The organism is Peribacillus frigoritolerans, from assembly GCF_004358755.1.
In the GTDB taxonomy this organism is placed as follows: Bacteria; Bacillota; Bacilli; order Bacillales; family Bacillaceae; genus Bacillus_P.
The window spans coordinates 1,145,374-1,164,555 of sequence record NZ_SMZY01000001.1 but is presented as its reverse complement, the minus strand read 5'-3'; the positions used below and the strand labels follow the sequence as shown (position 1 = coordinate 1,164,555).

25 protein-coding genes are annotated in these 19,182 nt (G+C 40.4%); 6 read left to right on the top strand and 19 right to left on the bottom strand.

From position 1 onward, the window contains the following. Positions 1-25: 25 nt before the first annotated feature. The 5 genes from E2R53_RS06050 to E2R53_RS06030 all read right to left on the bottom strand — a co-directional run bounded on the left by E2R53_RS06050 (position 26) and on the right by E2R53_RS06030 (position 5,533). Entirely contained in the window at positions 26-1,171 is a 1,146-nt protein-coding gene (locus E2R53_RS06050) for a Gfo/Idh/MocA family protein (protein ID WP_133310843.1), read from the bottom strand. 169 nt (positions 1,172-1,340) lie between these two features. After that, positions 1,341-2,336, bottom strand: coding sequence for an L-glyceraldehyde 3-phosphate reductase (gene mgrA / locus E2R53_RS06045; RefSeq protein ID WP_133310842.1), 996 nt, complete (start codon positions 2,334-2,336; stop codon positions 1,341-1,343). A gap of 136 nt (positions 2,337-2,472) precedes the next feature. After that, a complete protein-coding gene (locus E2R53_RS06040) occupies positions 2,473-3,726 on the bottom strand; it encodes a YeeE/YedE family protein (protein ID WP_133310841.1) in 1,254 nt (417 codons plus the stop codon). 244 nt (positions 3,727-3,970) lie between these two features. Then, complete coding sequence (locus E2R53_RS06035; protein WP_133310840.1) at positions 3,971-4,636, bottom strand: GNAT family N-acetyltransferase; 666 nt, start codon at positions 4,634-4,636, stop codon at positions 3,971-3,973. A gap of 12 nt (positions 4,637-4,648) precedes the next feature. Beyond that, positions 4,649-5,533 (bottom strand): carbon-nitrogen hydrolase family protein, encoded by an 885-nt coding sequence (locus E2R53_RS06030; protein WP_133310839.1) that lies wholly within the window; start codon positions 5,531-5,533, stop codon positions 4,649-4,651. Between the two features lie 158 nt (positions 5,534-5,691). Here E2R53_RS06030 and E2R53_RS06025 point away from each other — a divergent pair, with 158 nt between their 5' ends. Beyond that, positions 5,692-6,204: an ion channel gene (locus tag E2R53_RS06025; protein WP_133310838.1), complete on the top strand. Its 513-nt coding sequence runs from the start codon at positions 5,692-5,694 to the stop codon at positions 6,202-6,204. Between the two features lie 26 nt (positions 6,205-6,230). Here E2R53_RS06025 and E2R53_RS06020 read toward each other — a convergent pair whose 3' ends face one another. Beyond that, positions 6,231-7,340, bottom strand: a complete 1,110-nt coding sequence (locus E2R53_RS06020; protein WP_133310837.1) for a histidine kinase N-terminal domain-containing protein — start codon at positions 7,338-7,340, stop codon at positions 6,231-6,233. A 201-nt stretch (positions 7,341-7,541) separates the two neighbouring features. Between E2R53_RS06020 and E2R53_RS06015 the strand changes: the two genes are divergently transcribed. Both E2R53_RS06015 and E2R53_RS06010 read left to right on the top strand, forming a co-directional pair. Continuing rightward, positions 7,542-8,438: an ABC transporter permease subunit gene (locus E2R53_RS06015; RefSeq protein WP_165970906.1), complete on the top strand. Its 897-nt coding sequence runs from the start codon at positions 7,542-7,544 to the stop codon at positions 8,436-8,438. Then, on the top strand, positions 8,431-9,342 hold the full coding sequence (locus tag E2R53_RS06010; protein ID WP_133310835.1) for an ABC transporter permease subunit: 912 nt from the start codon (positions 8,431-8,433) through the stop codon (positions 9,340-9,342). The genes E2R53_RS06015 and E2R53_RS06010 overlap by 8 nt, the downstream gene beginning before the upstream one ends. A 52-nt stretch (positions 9,343-9,394) precedes the next feature. Here E2R53_RS06010 and E2R53_RS06005 read toward each other — a convergent pair whose 3' ends face one another. After that, positions 9,395-10,075: a cyclic nucleotide-binding domain-containing protein gene (locus E2R53_RS06005; protein WP_133310834.1), complete on the bottom strand. Its 681-nt coding sequence runs from the start codon at positions 10,073-10,075 to the stop codon at positions 9,395-9,397. Between the two features lie 92 nt (positions 10,076-10,167). On the opposite strand from E2R53_RS06005, the gene E2R53_RS06000 reads away from it, so the two are divergent. Continuing rightward, positions 10,168-10,590 (top strand): DMT family transporter, encoded by a 423-nt coding sequence (locus E2R53_RS06000; protein ID WP_133310833.1) that lies wholly within the window; start codon positions 10,168-10,170, stop codon positions 10,588-10,590. Positions 10,591-10,602: 12 nt separating this feature from the next. Continuing rightward, positions 10,603-11,052 carry a DMT family transporter gene (locus E2R53_RS05995; protein WP_133310832.1) on the top strand — a complete coding sequence of 150 codons (450 nt, stop codon included), beginning with the start codon at positions 10,603-10,605 and terminating at the stop codon, positions 11,050-11,052. 14 nt (positions 11,053-11,066) lie between these two features. On the opposite strand, the gene E2R53_RS05990 is transcribed toward E2R53_RS05995, so the two are convergent. Beyond that, entirely contained in the window at positions 11,067-11,549 is a 483-nt protein-coding gene (locus tag E2R53_RS05990) for a CBO0543 family protein (RefSeq protein ID WP_133310831.1), read from the bottom strand. 114 nt (positions 11,550-11,663) lie between these two features. Between E2R53_RS05990 and E2R53_RS05985 the strand changes: the two genes are divergently transcribed. Next, positions 11,664-11,906: a hypothetical protein gene (locus tag E2R53_RS05985; RefSeq protein ID WP_286166089.1), complete on the top strand. Its 243-nt coding sequence runs from the start codon at positions 11,664-11,666 to the stop codon at positions 11,904-11,906. A gap of 22 nt (positions 11,907-11,928) precedes the next feature. Here E2R53_RS05985 and E2R53_RS05980 read toward each other — a convergent pair whose 3' ends face one another. From E2R53_RS05980 to E2R53_RS05930, 11 genes are all read right to left on the bottom strand, one after another. Beyond that, positions 11,929-12,393 (bottom strand): DinB family protein, encoded by a 465-nt coding sequence (locus tag E2R53_RS05980; RefSeq protein ID WP_133310830.1) that lies wholly within the window; start codon positions 12,391-12,393, stop codon positions 11,929-11,931. Continuing rightward, entirely contained in the window at positions 12,393-13,094 is a 702-nt protein-coding gene (locus E2R53_RS05975; protein WP_133310829.1) for a peptidase E, read from the bottom strand. Before E2R53_RS05975 ends, E2R53_RS05980 begins: the two co-directional genes overlap by 1 nt. A gap of 18 nt (positions 13,095-13,112) precedes the next feature. Next, positions 13,113-13,397 (bottom strand): hypothetical protein, encoded by a 285-nt coding sequence (locus tag E2R53_RS05970; RefSeq protein ID WP_133310828.1) that lies wholly within the window; start codon positions 13,395-13,397, stop codon positions 13,113-13,115. A gap of 40 nt (positions 13,398-13,437) precedes the next feature. Next, positions 13,438-13,968: a DUF3307 domain-containing protein gene (locus tag E2R53_RS05965; RefSeq protein ID WP_133310827.1), complete on the bottom strand. Its 531-nt coding sequence runs from the start codon at positions 13,966-13,968 to the stop codon at positions 13,438-13,440. Continuing rightward, positions 13,965-14,729 carry a hypothetical protein gene (locus tag E2R53_RS05960; RefSeq protein ID WP_133310826.1) on the bottom strand — a complete coding sequence of 255 codons (765 nt, stop codon included), beginning with the start codon at positions 14,727-14,729 and terminating at the stop codon, positions 13,965-13,967. Before E2R53_RS05960 ends, E2R53_RS05965 begins: the two co-directional genes overlap by 4 nt. A 198-nt stretch (positions 14,730-14,927) precedes the next feature. Then, a complete protein-coding gene (locus E2R53_RS05955) occupies positions 14,928-15,326 on the bottom strand; it encodes a MaoC/PaaZ C-terminal domain-containing protein (RefSeq protein ID WP_133310825.1) in 399 nt (132 codons plus the stop codon). Then, the gene (locus tag E2R53_RS05950) at positions 15,323-15,772 is read right to left on the bottom strand and encodes a MaoC family dehydratase N-terminal domain-containing protein (protein ID WP_133310824.1); all 450 of its coding nucleotides are present in this window, start codon (positions 15,770-15,772) and stop codon (positions 15,323-15,325) included. The genes E2R53_RS05955 and E2R53_RS05950 overlap by 4 nt, the downstream gene beginning before the upstream one ends. A gap of 16 nt (positions 15,773-15,788) precedes the next feature. Then, the gene (locus tag E2R53_RS05945; RefSeq protein WP_070877486.1) at positions 15,789-16,964 is read right to left on the bottom strand and encodes an acyl-CoA dehydrogenase family protein; all 1,176 of its coding nucleotides are present in this window, start codon (positions 16,962-16,964) and stop codon (positions 15,789-15,791) included. 93 nt (positions 16,965-17,057) lie between these two features. Next, positions 17,058-17,456 carry an acyl-CoA thioesterase gene (locus E2R53_RS05940; RefSeq protein WP_133310823.1) on the bottom strand — a complete coding sequence of 133 codons (399 nt, stop codon included), beginning with the start codon at positions 17,454-17,456 and terminating at the stop codon, positions 17,058-17,060. Then, positions 17,437-18,639: an iron-containing alcohol dehydrogenase gene (locus E2R53_RS05935; protein WP_133310822.1), complete on the bottom strand. Its 1,203-nt coding sequence runs from the start codon at positions 18,637-18,639 to the stop codon at positions 17,437-17,439. The genes E2R53_RS05940 and E2R53_RS05935 overlap by 20 nt, the downstream gene beginning before the upstream one ends. Further along, complete coding sequence (locus E2R53_RS05930; protein ID WP_133310821.1) at positions 18,636-19,127, bottom strand: GNAT family N-acetyltransferase; 492 nt, start codon at positions 19,125-19,127, stop codon at positions 18,636-18,638. The genes E2R53_RS05935 and E2R53_RS05930 overlap by 4 nt, the downstream gene beginning before the upstream one ends. Positions 19,128-19,182 lie beyond the last annotated feature (55 nt).

The window sequence follows — 19,182 nt, the reverse complement described above, 5'->3', positions numbered from 1 at the left end:
TAAAAAAAGCAGGATTCCTCCCGCTTTAACTCAATTGTTCAATTTTCTTTGCAATGGAAATCCATTTCTTTTCTTTTGAGGAACGTTCGATTGCTTCAAGAATGAGCTGATTCTGCAAGCCATCATGGAAATTCGGCTGTTTATGTTCATTATTTGTAATCGCTTTCATCAATTCAGATATTAAGTTCACAAATGTATGTTCATACCCGATAATATGTCCTGCTGGCCAGTAAGCATGGGCATAAGGATGCTCTTCTTCCGTACAGTTAATGACCCGAAAACCCTGAAGGCCTTTGTCATCCTCTGTTAAGTACACGTGCAAATTGTTCATGTTTTCAAGATCCCATTTGATGGAACCAAACTCAGCATTGATTTCAAAACTATTGCGATTTCGATTTCCTGCTGCAAAACGGGTTGCTTCAAAAACTCCCATTGCCCCATTTTCAAATTTCGCGATGAATGAAGCAGCATCGTCGACATCAACCTGTCCTTTTTTCCCGGCTTCTCCTTCAATAGGCCGCTCTTTAATAAATGTCTCCATGGCTCCAACTACCTCTGATATTTCGCCAACCAAAAATCTCGTAAGATCAATGATATGTGCCCCTATATCTCCCAAAGCTCCAGACCCGGTAACTTCTTTTTTCAATCTCCATGCAATCGGGAAATCAGGATCCATAATCCAGTCCTGAAGATATGTTGCACGAACATGATAGATCCGGCCCAGCCTTCCTTGTTGAATCAGCTTTTTCGCATATTGAACAGCGGGAGCGAAGCGGTAATTATGCGAGATCATATGAATCACTTTATTTCTGGTCACTGCTTCAAGCATCCTTTCAGCCTGCTCTACATTTAATGCTAAGGGCTTTTCACATATCACATGTTTTCCGGCTTCTGCGGCAGCAATTGCGATTTCTGCATGAGAATTGTTTGGAGTGACAATATCGATTAAATCAATATCATCTCTTTCTATTAATTTTCTCCAATCTGTTTCATAGGTTTCAAAGCCGAGTTCATCAGCTGCCTGCTTAACACCCTCTTCATTGCGGCCGGCAATAGCTTTGAGTACCGGCGTTGCTGAGCCTGGAAAGAAAAATGGAACATTCCGATAAGCCAGACTGTGTGCTTTTCCCATAAACTTATATCCTACCATTCCCACTCGTATTTCTTTCATAACAGATCACCGGCTTTCATATTTTGGTTGTTATAAAAATGCGGTCATTATAATCACTAATTAGTCTTAAAATAGAAATATCCTCTTTTTCTCGTTATAATTTTTTTATTTGAATCTAATATACTAGATTTCATAAAGAAAAGCCTTGCTTAAAAGCAAGGCTTTTCCATTATTTATCGCCAAGAATATTTTCTATTCTATCAAGCTCTGCCTTTGTAAATTCAAGATGGTTCAATGCGGCAACATTCTCTTCAATCTGGCTTACTCTGCTTGCGCCTATAAGAGCAGATGTCACGCGTCCTTCTCTTAAAACCCATGCCAATGCCATTTGGGCAAGATTTTGACCGCGGCTTGCCGCGATTTCATTAAGCTGCTTGATTTTATGTACCGTTTCTTCTGTCACACGGTCTTCACTGAGAGCGCCGGTTGATTTCGCCGCCCGAGAATCAGCGGGAACCCCAGATAGGTATTTGCTTGTCAGCAAGCCCTGTTCCAGAGGACAAAAAGCGATTGAGCCTACACGATTTTCCTGAAGGACATCCTGCAGACCGTTTTCAATCCAGCGGTTGAGCATCGAATAACTTGGCTGATGAATAAGAAGCGGTGTGCCGAGACGGTTTAATATTTTTACAGCTTCTTCCGTTTGCTCAGCGGTATAGCTTGAAATGCCTGCGTATAAAGCTTTTCCCTGGCGGACGATTTGATCTAATGCTCCCATTGTTTCTTCAAGAGGTGTATTAGGATCCGGACGGTGGGAGTAAAAAATATCTACATAGTCCAGCCCCATACGTTTTAAACTTTGATCCAAACTTGCAATCAAATATTTTTTAGAGCCCCATTCGCCATAAGGACCGTCCCACATGTGATAGCCTGCTTTTGAAGAAATGATTAATTCATCCCGGTAAGGTGCAAAATCTGTATTCAGCACTTGTCCAAACATTTCTTCGGCAGATCCTGGCGGCGGACCGTAGTTGTTTGCCAGATCAAAATGAGTAATTCCCAGATCAAATGCGCGGCGAAGCATGGCACGGCCGTTTTCAAACGAATCGACTCCGCCGAAATTGTGCCATAGCCCAAGTGAAATGGCCGGCAGCAGCAGACCGGAATTTCCGCAGCGGTTATACTTCATTGATTGATATCGTTCTGAACTTGCTTTGTATGTCATTTAGATTCCTCCCTTTATTATCACTTTCTTTTGTATAGTAGTTGAAGAAAGCGATTTCGTAAATGAAACTGTCTTATTTTTTAAATAATTAGTCTTTTTGAACTAATAAAAAGAAAGAACCCTCCTAAGAGAGTTCTCAGCAAATAGAGTCTGTAGATTTAGGGTTTTTCAAACCGAACAGCGGACGGATAAACAGGGCAAGGAATGTACCAAGCATGGCCATGATCATCCATACCCAGCCATGAAGACTGAATGATGCTATTCCGCCAAAATAAGCACCGATGTTGCATCCAAATGCCAATCTGGCGCCATATCCCATCAGAAGTCCTCCGATGACAGAGGCTCCTGCTACACCTGGTTTTATTTTTCCCGGTTTGAAAGTTCCTTGTGCAGCCGCTGAAATAAAGGCTCCAAGGATAATGCCAAAATTCATGACACTGGTTGAATCAGCTAGCACTGTCTTAGTAAGTGCAGCTCCGTTAGCTCCTGCAAAATAGCCCCAGCTGGAAACATCAACGCCTGAAGCCATTAATGCCTTCCCGCCCCAAAGAGCAAACGCAGAAGTGATTCCCCATGGATTTCCTCTAATTGAGAGGGTTAATGCATTTAACAGGGCTAAAATGATGGCTGCAGCAAATAATGGCCATGATCCGCGAATGATTTTTTTCCAGCCATTTGTCGTCGGCAGAGGCTTCATCATCGGCGGATTTTTCTTTTTGGCAATTTGAACGGTAATCCAATAGATGATGGCAAAAACTGCCAGCTGAACAAGCAGTGCACCGAAATATCCGAGTCCTGTTGAAGTTGCAAGGGAAATCGGCGGCAGTGCAGGCATATCTTCCATCCAGAAGGTAAAATGATACGCACCTATGACAGAGCCTGCGATAAATGAAATCAAGGTCAAAATCATGGATGAGGATCCGCCTCCAACAGAGTAAAGAGTTCCTGATGCACACCCGTTTCCAAGCTGCATCCCAATTCCGAAAATAAACGAACCGAAAATGACGCTCACTCCAACTGGAGAGACATAGCCTGCAGGTGCTGTACCTGTAAAGCTGAAGCCTGTGCTTAAAATAATGGCAAATAAAACAGAAGCAATGGCAAGCATCAGCATGTGAGCCTGAAGTCCCTGAACGTTTCCAACTGACATCAGACGGCGGAAGGCAGATGTAAAGCCAAATCGGGCATGAAGCAATGTGACTCCAAGCAGGATACCGATTATATATAACACGCCCTGCGTTGCATTCGCTGCAGTTAAAATCGCAATGAGAAGGAGGACCGCTGCAAGCACCCCTGCCGCAACAAGCGGCTTTTGCACCGGATTTAACTCAGACACCACTGTTGTTCTTTTTTTTAATGATGAAGAACTATCTAAAGTTGTTTCTGGCATTCAAATAAACTCCTTTTCCTATGAATTTAGTCGGAATATATCTATCTATTAACCATACCCTGTCTCCAACGATTAGTAAACGGAGCTGCTCAAATCCAAAAAATTCCTTATATTCATATTATGTTTATTTTTCAAACTTGATGCAAAAGCGGGAAGACCCTGTGGGTCTTCCCGCTTTGCTTTTGTACTCATATTGATAAAACCCAAAAAGAGATAGACTTTATTAACTGAAATGTCTGCTCTCTTAATTCTTAAAAGGATTTTTCCATTGCATCAAAGCTGCGTAATTGCAGGAATCTTCATCCTCTAAGTAATTTGGTGCGACATGAAGAGGGGTTCTTCCGCATCTGAGCAAAAATGTAAGAACGGGATCTTTTAAATCACCTTTAACCACTTGATCGATATATTGCAAAGGCGTTAATTTGTCTGAATGCTTCTTATAGCCAGGCATTCTGCCCCCGCCAAGCAGCCTGTTAAATCCCTTGTGTACAACCACCTCATACATGGAAAACATAAGCCATTTTCCAAGACCTAACTTCCTGTATGCTGGACGAACACCAATATCAACGACATAAAGGGTATTTCCATTTGGATCATGATTGCGAATATACCCATTGTCTGTGATCTCTGCCCATGTATGTGCAGGATGATCTGGATCAAACTGTACAAGCAATCCTGTCATGGAACCGGCAACTTCTCCATTTATTTCAATGCAGAGTGCCCCCTCTGGAAAGAGTGAAACATGATTTTTCAGCTGCTCCTTATTCCACCATAATTCAGATGGAAATGGCGGCGGAAAGCTTTCCTGCTGAATACGGATCAATGCATCAAAATCCTTTTCCGTGTAGTTTCGAACGACTGCTTTTACAGGCTTGCCGCCATCAAAAACGAAAAATTCTTTTACGTACAAGAGAACTCCTCCTTATAACAAAGTCCGATCCCCCTGCTTTGCTTCCCAGTCAGGGTATAAATCAGTGCGCCGATCACGCCATGTTGTAACAGAACCGCTCGCACGGACCTTATAAAGAAGCTCAAGATCAAGATCTGCTGTTATAATCATAGGCTGATTGATTTCGCCTTCTGCCGCGATTCCTTTAGGAGGAAACGGTATATCATTCGGCGTAATAACAGCTGCCTGACCAAAGTTTCCTCTCATAAAGTCAACTGTCGGAAGTGATCCTACCGTACCTGTTGTAACGACATAGACTTGATTTTCAATCGCGCGTGCATGACTTGTATACCGTACTCTGTGGAAACCGTGGCGGTCATCCGTACAGGACGGGCAGAATATGACATCCGCTCCTTTTGCTTTAGCGATCCGCACAATCTCTGGAAACTCAATGTCATAGCAAGTCAGCATGGCGATGGTTCCTTTTTCAGTTTCAAATACTTCAAGGTCATCTCCAGGCGTCATATCCCACTCATGCACTTCTGTTGGTGTTATGTGAAGCTTGGCCTGCTCTGCAACGCGTCCATCCGGATAAAACAAATGCGCTACATTATACAAACGGGCTTCTCTTTTAATAACATGCGTTCCGCCGATGATATGCATTCCCATTTTTTTGGCTAAGTCCGTAAACAATTCCAAGTATTGATCCGTAAAATCAGGTAAATCGTTTATAGTTAATGCTTTTCCCTCTCTATCTCCAATTGACATAAGCTGAGTTGTGAAAAACTCCGGAAAAAGCACAAAGTCAGACCCAAATTCTTCTGCTGTTTTCATATAATGCTCTACTTGATCTGCAAATTCTTTAAAAGAACTGATTGTGTGGAGATCATATTGTACAGCTGATACTCTAAGCTGCATGTTACCCCTCTCTTTCTCTTTTCGTGATAAAAACATTATTAGATAAATCAGCATATTTAACAAGTACGCACTTTTGTGATAGATAGTGAAAAAAAGTATACCGTATTAGATTTTCATGAAAGGAGAAAATAGGAAAAATACATTTTTCCGGGGGAACTATGCAGGCAAAACGAGAATTTAATAAAAAAAAGCTTTATATCTACCTGGCTCTAAACTTTTTCATGATCACCCTGCTTCTTACAGAAACGTTTTTGACACTTGATATTCCTCATACAATACTTTTTGCGGCTTTATTAGTGATGCTGCTCATTTGTTTGTATTTTCTATTTGAATTTATTATCTCTATTCCTAAAACGGAAGAAAGCCTTCAAAGCATTTTTACAGGCTCCGGTTTACTTATCACACTAATTATTACAACTTATGCAAACCTTTTTATGCAAATATACCGGATCAAAGGAGAAAAATCCTTTAAGTTCTCGGGAAAAGAACTTTCAGGAGATGATTTCTTATACTATAGCATTACAACATTCACCACAACAGGTTTTGGAGACATTACATCAATCGGTGTACTCTCTAATATGATTGCCGCTTCTGAAATGCTGATCGGATTTATTATCAGTACTTTATTTATGGCCATAATCACATCAAAGCTTATCAAAAACTTAAAATAGACCTGGATCAGGTTCCAGGTCTATTGCTATGCGGTAATATGCGGGAGGGATAGGGAAAACCGGGTCATTTGCTCATCAGAAGAACATTGAATCGTTCCTTGATGGCTTTCGATTATTTTTCTGCAGATGTACAGGCCGATTCCCGTTCCTAATTCTTTTGTTGTGAAAAAAGGTTCAAAAATCGACTGAATTTGCTTAGGCGGAATCATGGGTCCGTTGTTTCCAATATGTACGTATGTTTTATCTTCTATCATTTCAAATTCAATCGTAATCGTACGGTCAGTCTCAATTTTTTGAAGCGCATCAATGGAATTGAGCAATAGATTTAAAAAGACTTGCCTTAGTTCATCTTTGCTCGCAATAACTCTGGTCTGTCTTTTTGAGATTTCCTGAACCTTTACGCTTCCGTCAAGAAGACTGGGATACATAAATGCCAGAACCTCATCTAATAATTCACTGAGATCAAGAAGTTCCCGTTTACTTTCAATTGTCTCTTTTTTGGAGGCGTGGAGAAATTGGGATACCCTAAAATTCAGCTGATCAACCTCATGACTGATAATGTCCAAGTACTTTAAATCAGGATTTTCATTTTGTATGAGTTTAATGAAGCCTTTTACAGCAGTAAGCGGATTTCTGAATTCATGAACAAAGCTTGATGACATTTGACCCAGAATGGTCAGCCTCTCTTTATGGCTTTGATCGATGAATGAAATTTTCTCCTGCAGAATCTCTTCTTTAACCTCTGTGTATTTCTTCACGGCAAAGTAAGAAAACTGATCAAAAAGAACATTAATTTCTTCAATATACGGCTGCAGGTCGCTTCGCGGTATTCCGGAACTGACAATATACCGGATGACTTCCCGTCTTCCAAGGTTCACATTATTTATGAAATCGCCGATGTTAACATTTGCTTCTACTCGTTCCAGAGCTACTTTACTTGCCAGAAAATCAATTTCATCTGAACTTAAAGGACACAGAATCGTTTTTTTCACCAAGTCGTACATCCTCATCCCGTTTTTCTCAACTTCTTCCTGATGAAGATCGTCTTCTGAAATCGTAATTTTCTGGCGCCATGCAGCGATAAAGGTTGAAATATTATCATCTAAAAACCGAATTAATTCGTCTGAAGCTGTCATTAGTAAAAGCACCCCTAATTCTTGCAAAAGAATCATATGTATTTCTATCTCTGTTTAGTTGCGGAACAATAAATAGGGCTGAATTTTGGAATATTCCTGCTAAACTATCCAATTTACATTCTATCATAATATGAATTTTTTCGGTATTTCCCTTTTTACTTTTGGTACAATAGAATGTGCCGAAGGATGTGTCTTCCATATATGTTAAATATTAGACTAAAAATATTTGTTAACCTCTTAATTAAATTTATCCCAATACTGCTGGGCATCTGCAGTATAGCAGCGTTACCCTCTTTAATCTTCTTTGAAGAAGATGGTTTCCCTGTTGAATTTGGATTTTTTCCATTAACTTATCTAAATGCCATTGGACGTATAACCGCTGAGATTCTTACTCCATTTGATATAACGTTTGTAAGCTCCGGAGAAGAACTTGAATTGTTTCCTTTTATTTTTCATGCTTATTTTTATTCGATCAGCATCTTATTCCTTTCATTTTTGATTTCCCTGACTGCAGCGTTGCTATTATCTATCATGTATATCCTTGCTTCATCGCATGTACGCAAAATCGCCAGCGGCACCCTGATGGTCTTTGAATCTATTCCAGATGTAATCTTGATTTTGGCCCTGCAATACGCCGTTATCTCATTCTTCAAAATCACGGGAATCAAGATGCTTCAGATTTATGGCTTAGAAGATAAGGTCTACCTGTTTCCGATTCTTTGTCTGAGTTTTGTTCCAATCGCACTAATGATCCGCTCACTTATCATTATTTTAGAAGAGGAGCAAGAAAAACTATACGTCCAATTTGCAAAAGCTAAAGGAATATCTAATCTTCCTATTCTCTTTACGCATGTTTTGCGCAATGTATTTATCTCTTTGAACCATCACATTTCCTCTATTTATTGGTTTATGCTATCAAGCTTAGTAGCGGTTGAATATCTATTCCAAATGAATGGAATCACCGGCTTTTTATTTGGATTCAAGGAACAGGAAGTAATCGCAATAGGCATTCTGCTTATCCTGATTCCATTCGGTTTTCTGCAGTGGATGGTTAAAAAATGGTATTCTTTGTTGTTTAGAGGTACTCAATATGAATAAAAAGAAGCTGTTATTTGTCTTTTTTCCATGTGTGCTTATTGGGCTTCTTCTCCTTACAAGTTTTTTTTATGAGTTTGGTTTTAACACCGAGACAAGTTCTGTGATCATCAAATACGATGAAAATGGAGATGTAGCAGGAAAAGCTCCTTTTCCCCCATCTCTTCAGCAGCCATTTGGCACTGACAGAAATGGAAATGATTTAGGCCTCAAATTATTACAAGGAGCAAAATATACGATCATTTTAGCTCTTGGAGTCTCCATTCTTAGAACAGTGGCTGCTGTGGCGGCGGGATCTATTTTAGTGTTTTTGCCAAGAGCCATCCAATCATTTGTAAAGTGCTTTTTGATCCCTTATCAGTACATACCTGCGTTCATTCTGGTGTTTGTCCTGATGTGGCCTGTGAATTTTATTAGAGATGAAATTGGATATATATCTTTGGTTGCCTTTCAGTTTTCAGTTATTGTCTTCGTTGGAATTGCACCGGTCATGCTGCTGATTTCCGGCGAAATTAAGCAAACCCTTAAAGAACCGTATATTGAAGTTTCCTATCATCTTGGGGCCAGCAATAGACATGTTATTTTCAAACACATATTACCTGTGCTGAATAAACGAATTCTGATTATCTTTTTCCAGCAGGTGATTCAAACTCTTTTGCTGCTCATTTATTTAGGGGTATTTGAAATTTATATTGGCGGAGATAAACCTGGCGGAATCTTTGGGGATGAAGAACGCTTTCTTTCTCAATCAAGTGAATGGGCAGGCATGATCGGCCAAAGCAAATTTGATTTGATGACAGCACCATGGATTGTATTAGGTCCTGGAACAGCATTTATCGTTTTAATTTTACTTTTAAATAGTGTATTAAACTATTTGCTTTATCCTGACAAAAAGGAAAATGCATAGGACAGCCTCTGCATTTTGATGAAAGAAGACCCAACTATAAAGTGGGTCTTCTCTAGCGATAAATATCCCCTGCAAGGCTTCGCAGTTCACTCTCATTCATCACTTCATAAGCATTTTCTCTTTTTCGGATTGTTCCTCTTTTACAAAGCATGTCAAGCGTCCGCAGGAGATGGCGATAGCTTGTGCCGAGCATTTCAGAGAGGTATGTAAGGTTTTCTTTAAATAGGATGTGTTCCTTTTTCACCCCGGTAGCCAAAATATAGCTTGAAAGCCTGTGTTCGAGCGGATAGTACAAATTAATGGAGCTGTTTTTTGAAAGCTTGTTCAGTTTGTCGGATAAAGAAAAGCCCATAAAGGTTAAAAATACAGGATCCCGCAGCAGTTTCTCTCTTACCGGCGGCAAATAGATGCCAATGCAATATGTATCGTCAATCGCCTGAACACTTGATGCCGCTCCGCGAATTTGGAACAGTTCTACATCTCCAAGCACTTTAAATCCCTCATAAAATGAGAGCAGCAGAGATTTCCCGTTGCTTAATGTCGTGTAAACCTTCGCTCGACCATCTACAAAAAAATAGAGATAATCCATATCTGCCCCTTCCCGGCATAGATATTCATTTTTTGAAAAGAGATAGAGTTCCATCCATTCTTTCACATCTGTGGAAAAATAGCCGGCAATTTTGTTTATGGAAAGGTACTCTTCAAACAATGGCTGATTGATTATTTTTTTCATATAAAACCTCTAATTATGTGACATATGTCATCATTATACCTCTTTTATATGTGGATAATGAAACAAGACATCTATAGAAGGAGTGAATATTTTTGTACAACCTGATCTCTGCTGCTGTTGGCGCTTTTATTGCCATCATGATTGTATTTAACGGAGAACTCTCAAATGGCATAGGAAATTACACTTCAAGTGTTGCCATTCATCTCGTTGGGCTTCTTTCTATTTCCTCCGTTTTCTTATTTATAAAAAAACCGATTCGTTTTCAAAAAGGACTGCCTCTTTATTTGTACAGCGCTGGCGCCATTGGAGTGGTTACTGTCCTTTTTTCAAACATTAGCGTCATGTATCTTGGGGTATCGGTCACGATTGCACTTGGACTCTTGGGTCAGTCGCTGGCTGCCATTATCATTGATCACTACGGTCTGCTTGGCATGAAAACCGTAAAATTCAATAAAACAAAATGCATCGGTCTTGCCTTTATTCTGTTTGGCAGTGCCGTAATGACGTTCTATTAAGGAGGTTTTACAATGGTTTACTTGATCATTTCTATTTTAGCTGGTGTTTCTATAGTTATCGCAAGAATCATCAATTCCAACCTTGCAGACAAAATCGGCTTGCTTGAAGGAACGCTCATTAATTTTGTGACGGGTCTGATGTTATCAATTATTTTTCTGTTATTCAGCAGTGAAGCTGTTTCCCTTTCGTCTCTAAACTTGGATAATGTTCCAATATGGGCTTATTCAGGCGGTGCAGCAGGTGTCATCGTCATCTTTCTCTCAAGCTATCTCACTCCTAAAGTATCTGCTTTTTATTTAACACTCTTTATATTCATTGGACAGTTATTTACGGGAATCGTGATTGACTACTTTACACTAGGTGAATTGTCTGAAGGGAAAATACTTGGAGGACTGCTTGTATTAGTTGGTCTCGTCTTTAATTTGAAAATTGACCGAAAAGAAGAAATGGGATCTGCTTAAGATCCCATTTCTAATTAATAGTCCTGATATGTGTAGGCATTTTTATCTGTCCTTTTCACTAAATCAGCAAGTGCTCTTATCGTAAAAAGCGTAAAGCTGATGCTTGCAAAAGTATGAAAGACTGACCACTTTTTCCATTTAAATAAGCGGGTCCTTTTTTCCATATACCATTGGGCAATGGACATCGGCACACTCCAAGTTAAGCTTTTCAGCAGAATTCCCGGCAAATTATCTTTGTAGGATTGACGGACCCAAATTACACTTAATAACGGAAAAAACACCATATCAAACAAAATATTGGTTTTAAAAATTTTTGGAAATGGCCTTATAGGGTATTCGACTCTTTTTGTATTGACCACATAAGCATCTATCAAGGTAGACAATATCCCTTTTGCAAAAAAGACAATCAGCATTTCCTTTACATTAGGTTTCCGTATTACAAAAGGGAACATGACCGCACAAAGAGCAAACAGCCCTTTAATCATCGTTTTTTCCATTTTCAACATCCTTATCCTTTTTTGATAGTATCTGCATTTATCAAAAAAAATAATACAGGAACTTAGCTATATAGCCTGCATATGCTAATGATGACCATATTGAGGAGGTTTAACATGTATCCTTACATGCCATATTCATATGCACGATATCCTAAACCAGCCATGCAGCAACTAAAAATGTCAACATTAAGTGCAGTTCAGCCAATTGTACAGCATGGTTTAAAAGAAGCACATTTCACTTCTTACCAGCATGCACTAATGGAAGTAGCCGCCATGTCCTATCTGCTCGGAAAAGGATATGATTACAATGCTGCTTATCAATTAGTCGAAGCCTGGGAAGTGAATGAATCATTTTAAAAGGCTTGGTATCCAGCCTTTTTTATTGTAAAAACCCTCTGCCTATGAAACTGGCTCCTACAGGTTCACTTCCTATTTCTCTTGCCCAGACAGATAGCTGTCCAATGTGGTGGATTTCATGGGCAATCACATGGCGGATAATTTCCCCTTTTTTATAGGTGCCATCCATCCACGGGGGAGTTACTTTTTCATGTTCACATGCCATGGTCCAATTTTGAAGATAAGAGATCATTTCTGGCTGCAGCTCTCTTGATAATTGGTTAATCTTTTCAAGTGAGTCGTATTCCCTGATTGTAAAGTCGATGACCTCATCACCTTTAAGGACATTGATCCAGCTGTATTCCACATCAATAATATGAAGCAATGTTCCGATTATCGTGCCGACCCCTCCTGTCCGTTTTTTCCGCAATTCATCTTCAGACAAATCTTTGCACCATTCAAACCACTCTTCTCTTACCTGCCAATTATATCTAAAAAACAGCTCCATTATTTTTCACCCAGATACAATGACATTTTTTCTTCTTCGTATACGGAATTTTCTGATTTTTTGACAAGAAATGCTTTAGCTTCTTGTCTTGAACTGACAATTTTATAAATTTTTTCATCTATAAAGTGAATGGCAGCACCATCATCAAGGCCGTATCCCGCTTTCATTTTTCCGGACAAAATATACTCTTGGTAAGCAGGTCTGCGTTTTTCCTCCCCATCATAATGAGGGCAGCAGCTGCCTTGCAAAAAGCCAAGTCCGTTCAATTTATACAGCGGAGCGTTCATTGGATCCGTAAGCCCCTCATCAAACCAGCAAATGGCTCCCGCACTCAAGCCGGCAAGAATCGTTCCGTTCCCATACGCCTTTCTTATAATAGAATCCAATCCCCATTCTTTCCATAAAACCAGCAAGTTTCTCGTGCTCCCGCCTCCAACATAAAGGATGTCCTGCGACAGGACAAAATCCTCCAGATCATGAAAATGAGGATCAAACAATGCCAAATGATCAGGCACACATGGATGGGTATAAAAGGCGTCATAAAACCGCTCGATATATTGATTTTGATCCCCGCTTGCAGTCGGCACAAAACATACTTTCGGAAGATCCTTCATACTTTGCTTCAATATGTATTGATCAAGCAGCGGATTTTCAGGTTCCATACTAAAACCGCCGCCACCCATCGCTATAATCTGCCTCACAAACATCATCTCCTTCAGTTAAATTAAAACTTCCCTCAGCAGCAAACCAAAAAAAATGCCAAGAAGCATGGATGTTAATGTCCCAAGAAGAAAATACTCAGCCCAATTCCGGTCGTCCATCTGCTTAAATCGCGCGATTGACTTAGCCGTCACAATAAATGCGATCGCAGGATAAGCACTATAAAAAGTTAAAATAATGACAAGCAGCCTCTCTATGTACCCGATCAGCTTTCCGCGGGAAAGATCATGCTTATTAAAAGTATAATAATTGTACTCTTCAACAAGGCCGCCCGCACCATTCATCTGCTCCTCTTTCCGCTCATTCTTAAAAGCATACCTTCCCTCAAACGAAAGCAGCTGAGTCGGCAGCGTCCCAAGGTATTCGGATAATATGCCCGCTCACACTAGTAACCAAAATCACAATAATGATAATAAAAAGAACTGCATTCGCTATGCTCAAAGCAGAATTCTCTGTTAAGAGCTCAACTCCTTTTTCCTGCAGGTCAGTAATCGTCACCTGAAAGAACAAATGACATGCAATAATAAGCATGGCCAAATGGATGATCTGATCGGCGATAAAATAGAACAGTTTTTTTATATTTTGATGGTCGGTTGTCCTGTCCAGCAGTTTAATTTTCAGAAAATCGATCAGAAAATGCGTACCTAATAAAAACAAACCCGGTAAAACTACAAATTCCAGAGGCTTTGCAAAATCATAGGACAACGCCCAGAACAACAAAATGACAGGTAAAAGCACCAGTAAGTGATGCAGCATATGCTTTTTCAAATTCTTCAGCTTTTCTCGCACCATCTCATCCGATTGGAGAAAAAAATCAGCAATTAAATGAGCCAGAATGAGACTTAATAAAATCATAGGTTTCCCTTTCCCTCCTCCTTTTCATACCATTCGCTGTTGTTCTTCTGTAAATGAGTGCGGATGGATTGCTGCAGTTCTGTAAGAGCTTGAAGTGAATCAGGGAATTCTTTTTGCTGAAGCGAGTTTGTGACAGCTGTCAAATTAGCGAAAATCATTTCTAATTCTTCTCCGCTGCCTTTTTTAAAATGACTTGAAATCGTTGAAGGGGATTTGCTGAGAATGCCGGAAATTTTTCTTTGCTGACGGAAAATCTCATATAATGAAAACACCACTCGCTGGATCTCTGTTTGTTCATTCTTTATTTTTTGGCATAAAACTAGGAGAGAATTGATTAACACTTGAATTTCATAGCGGCTCTCATTCAGATGGAATCTGAACTGTGATCTGTCTGCTCCCTCTTTTTTCAGAGATTCATTGGCTTCTCTCGCAAGCTTTATCATCGGATGAATCCACGTTTCTATATCAATTTCTTGTAGTTCTTTATTGATGTCCCCAAAAGAAACTCCGAAATATGGAGGATTGTCCCGCAGCTTCCAAATAACACTGATGAAATGGGCAATAACATAGGCAGCGGCATATCCATTTGCGATTAAAATCACTTCATCTCCCCTGCGATGCTTCACAATCACTTCTTCATTTGTCCAAGTCTTAATCCATTTTACCATTTTTTCTAAATAGGCTGATAATTCTTCACCCATTCCTTCTGCTGAAGAATTTTGGATGTCCATGATGAAGATTGAGGCTGGGTGTTTGGGCATTCGATGTTCCTCCTAATGCAAGTATCAAACGTTCGATTATACAATCGAATATATCAAATGTTCGATTATATAGTCAAACTTTAAGGTGTTATGATGATTTCATCGAAGTCATATTAATTTAAATCTACTAAATTCGATTTCACTGATTTAATTAAAACCAAAAAAATAACAATCATTGAAGATTGTTATTTTTATCCATTATAACTTTCTAAACACAACATCCCCCTTAACAACCTCTCCCCCGTCCTGATTCACAGCCCTCACATGGAACTTTGCAGATTTGTCTTTCATCTCATAAAGATCTGCCTGCAGTGTAATCACGTCACCCAGGAACACCATTCCTTTAAAACGGATGGAATAGTCTTCTATATAGCCCTCTTCATAGAATGGAGAGAAGAGTTTAGACAGGCTGCCCATCGTCCACATCCCATGTGCAATGATGCCCGGAAGGCCTGCTTTTTCTGCTTCTTCGTCAATTGTGTGAATCGGATTGTAGTCGCCTGAAGCTCCGGAATATTTGATGAGGTCGAGCCTTGAGACAGGCGGAAGTGTAAGGTCCAATATGTGCTCACCAAGCCGAAAGTCAGCGGTTGTCATACACTCATCACCTTTCTGACTGCTTCCGTTAAAATCACGACTTGTTTCATTGTGAATAAAAGTTCTCCGTCTTTTGTTTCTCCCATTCTCTCAATTGTAAGCATGCCCATGCTTCCCCCGCTCCCAGTTCTCTCCCTGTAGTTCACAAGTTTTGAAGAGCAATAGAGGGTATCACCAACTAACAGCGGTTTTTCATAATGAAACGACTGTTCACCATGAATCATGCCTTTAGACGGCAGCTTCAATCCCCTGATTGTGCCGTAGTTCAAGGTAACGGGAAATGTGGGCGGTGCCAGATTCCGCTCATATCTTGAACGGAGCCCGGTTTCTTCGTCGATAAAAAGCGGATTTGGATCTTCTATGGCTTCAGCAAATTTCCTGACTGCACCAAGCTCAATTGAATTCTTCACCTTTTCGGAAGCGCTTTCAATCAAGTGTTTAAACATGGATTCCGCCTCCTTTTTAGATGAATTGTCCGATTTTGACATTTCCTTTTAAGAGATTGCGGGACAGAATTAAGCGCTGAATTTCATCTGTTCCGTCATAAATTCTCCAGAGGCGGGCCTCTCGATACCAGCGTTCAATCGGGAGTTCTCTTGTATAGCCCATTCCCCCATGGATTTGAAGCACGCGGTCGACAACACGATTCCCCATATTAGAGCCGTATAATTTGGCCATCGATGCCAAGTGTCGGTTGTCTTCGCCTTGATCAAGGGTGAACGCAGCATTCAATACAAGCCATTTTGCAGCTTCAATTTCAGTTGCTGAGTCTGCAATTTGCCATTGAATCGCTTGACGGTCAGCGATCGGTCTTCCAAATGTCTCCCGTTCTTTGGAATAGTCGATGGCCATCTGCAGCAGGCGTTCTGCAGCACCGACAGCTGTGGCCCCTACGATCCATCTGGCAAAGCCAATCCATTCGAGCCCCAGTTTATAGCCCCCGTGCAATTCTCCGAGTATGTTTTCTTCAGGCACGCGGACGCCATCGAAAAATAAGCTTGCCGGTCCCCACTCGCCCATTGTATGAATATATTCTGAAGTCCAGCCCATATCTCGGTCAACGATGAAACATGTCACGCCGTCACGGCCTGTTGCCCGGTGTTTTTCTTTATCTGTTATTGCAATAACCATTACGAAATCGGCTTCGTTTCCGCCTGTAATAAACGTTTTTTCACCGTTTAACACCCATTCATTTCCGTCTTTTACGGCTGTCATCTGGATATTTCTGGTATCAGATCCTGCTGCAGGTTCTGTCATCGCAAAACACGATTTTTTGTCGCCATTAATCGTTGGAATTAAATACTTTTCTTTTTGTTCTTCATTCGCATAATAGAGAATGTTGTCTGCAGAGCCGCCAAAGCGGAACGGAACGAATGTTTTAGAGACCTCCATCTGTACGATGGCTAGCATCATCTGACCAATGTCTGCACCGCCGTATTCCTCCGGAGTATTAATGCCCCAGAAGCCGGACTGCTTCGCCTTTTGCTGAAGCTCGTGCATTTTTTCTTTTGATAGACTTGGCTTTCCTTCTAATTCATTTCTAAGAACGGTATTTTCAAGAGGCATTAATTCATTTTCAACAAATTTACGGATTGTTTTTTGAACCATTCTCTGCTCATCTGTTAATCGCAAATGCATGACAATCACTCCATCCCATTTAAATACTAACCAGTTGGTATGTTACTAGTGTATTTTGAAATTTCAGAAAAAACAAGCTTTAATTTAGAAAACTCACATGTTTTTATAGAGGTGTTTCTGCAATTCCAGTCTAATGGCATCGGGGATAGGTTCTGATTTTTTTAGAGGCACATTGTAATTCACGTAGATCACGGTTCCTTTTGCACATAATTCCCCATCCTGATGAATTTCTTCATAAAGCTCCAGACTTGAATTTCCGATTCTTTTCACCCAGGAATACACTTCCGCATTTTTGCCGTAATAAATTTGACTGATAAAATCGACATTCATATTTAAAATAATCATTTTCCAGTCTTTAAATGACCGGTCAGGATTGAATAAAGCAAACAGCTGATTTCTTCCTGCTTCAAACCAGACTGGGACTGTTGTGTTATTGATATGGCCGACGCCATCTGTTTCAGAAACACGCGGTTCAATTGTTGTATGGAACATGATTCAACACTCCTTCTGCCTTTAACGTTCCATATAATGCTGCATAGTAGACTTGTTTGACATCTTGAAGCTGAAAGGTCTTTGGACTTCTTGCCAGCAGCCGTGTTTGCTTGATGCCGCCCGCCGCTAATTTATCAAGATCCTCTTCCGTAATGCCATAAGCTTGAAGGGTGTTTGGCAGCCCAACATCTTCCATCAGATTTCTAATCTCCATTACGACTGACTGAGCAAGCTCGCGATCACTTTTCCCATTTCTTTGGATATTAAGCGCTGAAGCAAGAATCGTCATTTTATGCAGGCAGGAAGGCCAAATATAGTCCAGGACATATGGGAGCAGAACGGCGTTTGACTCCCCATGCGACACTTTAAACATCCCTCCGAGCGGATAAGCTAAAGCATGTACACCTGCTACTCCCGCATTAAAGAAACTGAGTCCGGCAAGCATACTTCCCCATGACATGCTGCTGCGGGCGTCATGGTCTCCGCCCTGCCAGACTGCTGTGCGGATACTTGAGGCGATTTTCTCCACCGCTTCTAAAGCAAGAGTGTCAGTGAGGACCGTAGCGTTAATAGATAAATAGGATTCAATGGCATGTGTGAGCGCATCAATCCCGCTCGCAGCCGTTACTCTTGGAGGAAGAGAATAGGTTAACTCCGGATCTATGATGACAGCATCTGCAAGCAAATAATCATGCGAGATGACATCCTTTGTTTCTTCCAATGAAAAGACGGCGATATCTGTCATTTCTGCACCGGTGCCTGAAGTTGTGGGAATCATGATTTTAGGCAGTCCCTGCTCTGACAGTATTTTTGATCCGGATAAATTTAAGTAATCTGCAATTGTTCCCTCATTTTTTGCAAGAACCGCTGCTGCTTTAGCAATATCCAGACAGCTGCCTCCGCCAATTCCGATGACAAGGTCAGCACCTGATTTCCTGAGAGCTTTGACTGCACCATCACCAATAGAAACTTGAGGTTCAGGCTGAATGTCAGTATAGCGTTCAAATTGGATTTGATTTTCGTCTAGCGTTTGTTCAATTGAAGAAAGAGCTCCCAGCTTGATTAAAATCGGATCGGCAAAAAGAAAGATTTTAACAGCTTGATATTCTTTAATAAGTTGAAGCAAGTTTTGTACAGACCCTTCACCCGTTACGATTTTTTTAGGCGATCTAAATGTTTTCACAGTGCTCCCTCCATTTTTTCAGAACAAAAAGTTTGAATGACGCGGCCATTTTCCGCTCGTTCAGAATAATTGCCAGATGCATAATCATCAATTACCTTTCTCCAAAAGCTTTGTGCCGGTTTATTTTTTTCACTCTGTCCTACTTCCCACTTTCCGCTATGCAGCCGGAAAAGATTGTGAGCAATTTGTTTGCCGAGTCCCGATCGCCGGAATTTTTTCATAATGAAAAATTCTGCGACCGAAAAATAATCTTCAAATGCAACGTACCTTACCAGGACAAAACCGGCATTCTCTTCCTTTACTTTGATCAGATAAGGAAATCGCCCTTCTTCATTCCAGTAGTTTTCGAAATAAGGATAATCATTGAATCTTCCTTGATCATTGACACAAGCGTCGTTAAATTCAGTAAAGTCGTAAAAGTAATATTGCATCAAATTTTCAATAATGGCCCTTTCCGAATATCCAGTGGGCTTTAACCTGTATTCCATTCCTTCCACCCTTTCATTCATTATAAAGGGTAATAATTCGCGAAAAAAATGCATG

Excerpts from the sequence above, each read along its gene's own strand:
- E2R53_RS06050 (WP_133310843.1), bottom strand. The coding sequence starts at position 1,171 with ATGAAAGAAATACGAGTGGGAATGGTAGGATATAAGTTTATGGGAAAA.
- mgrA (WP_133310842.1), bottom strand. The coding sequence starts at position 2,336 with ATGACATACAAAGCAAGTTCAGAACGATATCAATCAATGAAGTATAAC.
- E2R53_RS06040 (WP_133310841.1), bottom strand. The coding sequence starts at position 3,726 with ATGCCAGAAACAACTTTAGATAGTTCTTCATCATTAAAAAAAAGAACA.
- E2R53_RS06030 (WP_133310839.1), bottom strand. The coding sequence starts at position 5,533 with ATGCAGCTTAGAGTATCAGCTGTACAATATGATCTCCACACAATCAGT.
- E2R53_RS06025 (WP_133310838.1), top strand. The coding sequence starts at position 5,692 with ATGCAGGCAAAACGAGAATTTAATAAAAAAAAGCTTTATATCTACCTG.
- E2R53_RS06020 (WP_133310837.1), bottom strand. The coding sequence starts at position 7,340 with ATGACAGCTTCAGACGAATTAATTCGGTTTTTAGATGATAATATTTCA.
- E2R53_RS06015 (WP_165970906.1), top strand. The coding sequence starts at position 7,542 with ATGTTAAATATTAGACTAAAAATATTTGTTAACCTCTTAATTAAATTT.
- E2R53_RS06010 (WP_133310835.1), top strand. The coding sequence starts at position 8,431 with ATGAATAAAAAGAAGCTGTTATTTGTCTTTTTTCCATGTGTGCTTATT.
- E2R53_RS06005 (WP_133310834.1), bottom strand. The coding sequence starts at position 10,075 with ATGAAAAAAATAATCAATCAGCCATTGTTTGAAGAGTACCTTTCCATA.
- E2R53_RS05995 (WP_133310832.1), top strand. The coding sequence starts at position 10,603 with ATGGTTTACTTGATCATTTCTATTTTAGCTGGTGTTTCTATAGTTATC.
- E2R53_RS05990 (WP_133310831.1), bottom strand. The coding sequence starts at position 11,549 with ATGGAAAAAACGATGATTAAAGGGCTGTTTGCTCTTTGTGCGGTCATG.
- E2R53_RS05985 (WP_286166089.1), top strand. The coding sequence starts at position 11,664 with ATGTATCCTTACATGCCATATTCATATGCACGATATCCTAAACCAGCC.
- E2R53_RS05980 (WP_133310830.1), bottom strand. The coding sequence starts at position 12,393 with ATGGAGCTGTTTTTTAGATATAATTGGCAGGTAAGAGAAGAGTGGTTT.
- E2R53_RS05970 (WP_133310828.1), bottom strand. The coding sequence starts at position 13,397 with ATGAATGGTGCGGGCGGCCTTGTTGAAGAGTACAATTATTATACTTTT.
- E2R53_RS05965 (WP_133310827.1), bottom strand. The coding sequence starts at position 13,968 with ATGATTTTATTAAGTCTCATTCTGGCTCATTTAATTGCTGATTTTTTT.
- E2R53_RS05960 (WP_133310826.1), bottom strand. The coding sequence starts at position 14,729 with ATGCCCAAACACCCAGCCTCAATCTTCATCATGGACATCCAAAATTCT.
- E2R53_RS05955 (WP_133310825.1), bottom strand. The coding sequence starts at position 15,326 with ATGACAACCGCTGACTTTCGGCTTGGTGAGCACATATTGGACCTTACA.
- E2R53_RS05950 (WP_133310824.1), bottom strand. The coding sequence starts at position 15,772 with ATGTTTAAACACTTGATTGAAAGCGCTTCCGAAAAGGTGAAGAATTCA.
- E2R53_RS05945 (WP_070877486.1), bottom strand. The coding sequence starts at position 16,964 with ATGCATTTGCGATTAACAGATGAGCAGAGAATGGTTCAAAAAACAATC.
- E2R53_RS05940 (WP_133310823.1), bottom strand. The coding sequence starts at position 17,456 with ATGTTCCATACAACAATTGAACCGCGTGTTTCTGAAACAGATGGCGTC.
- E2R53_RS05930 (WP_133310821.1), bottom strand. The coding sequence starts at position 19,127 with ATGGAATACAGGTTAAAGCCCACTGGATATTCGGAAAGGGCCATTATT.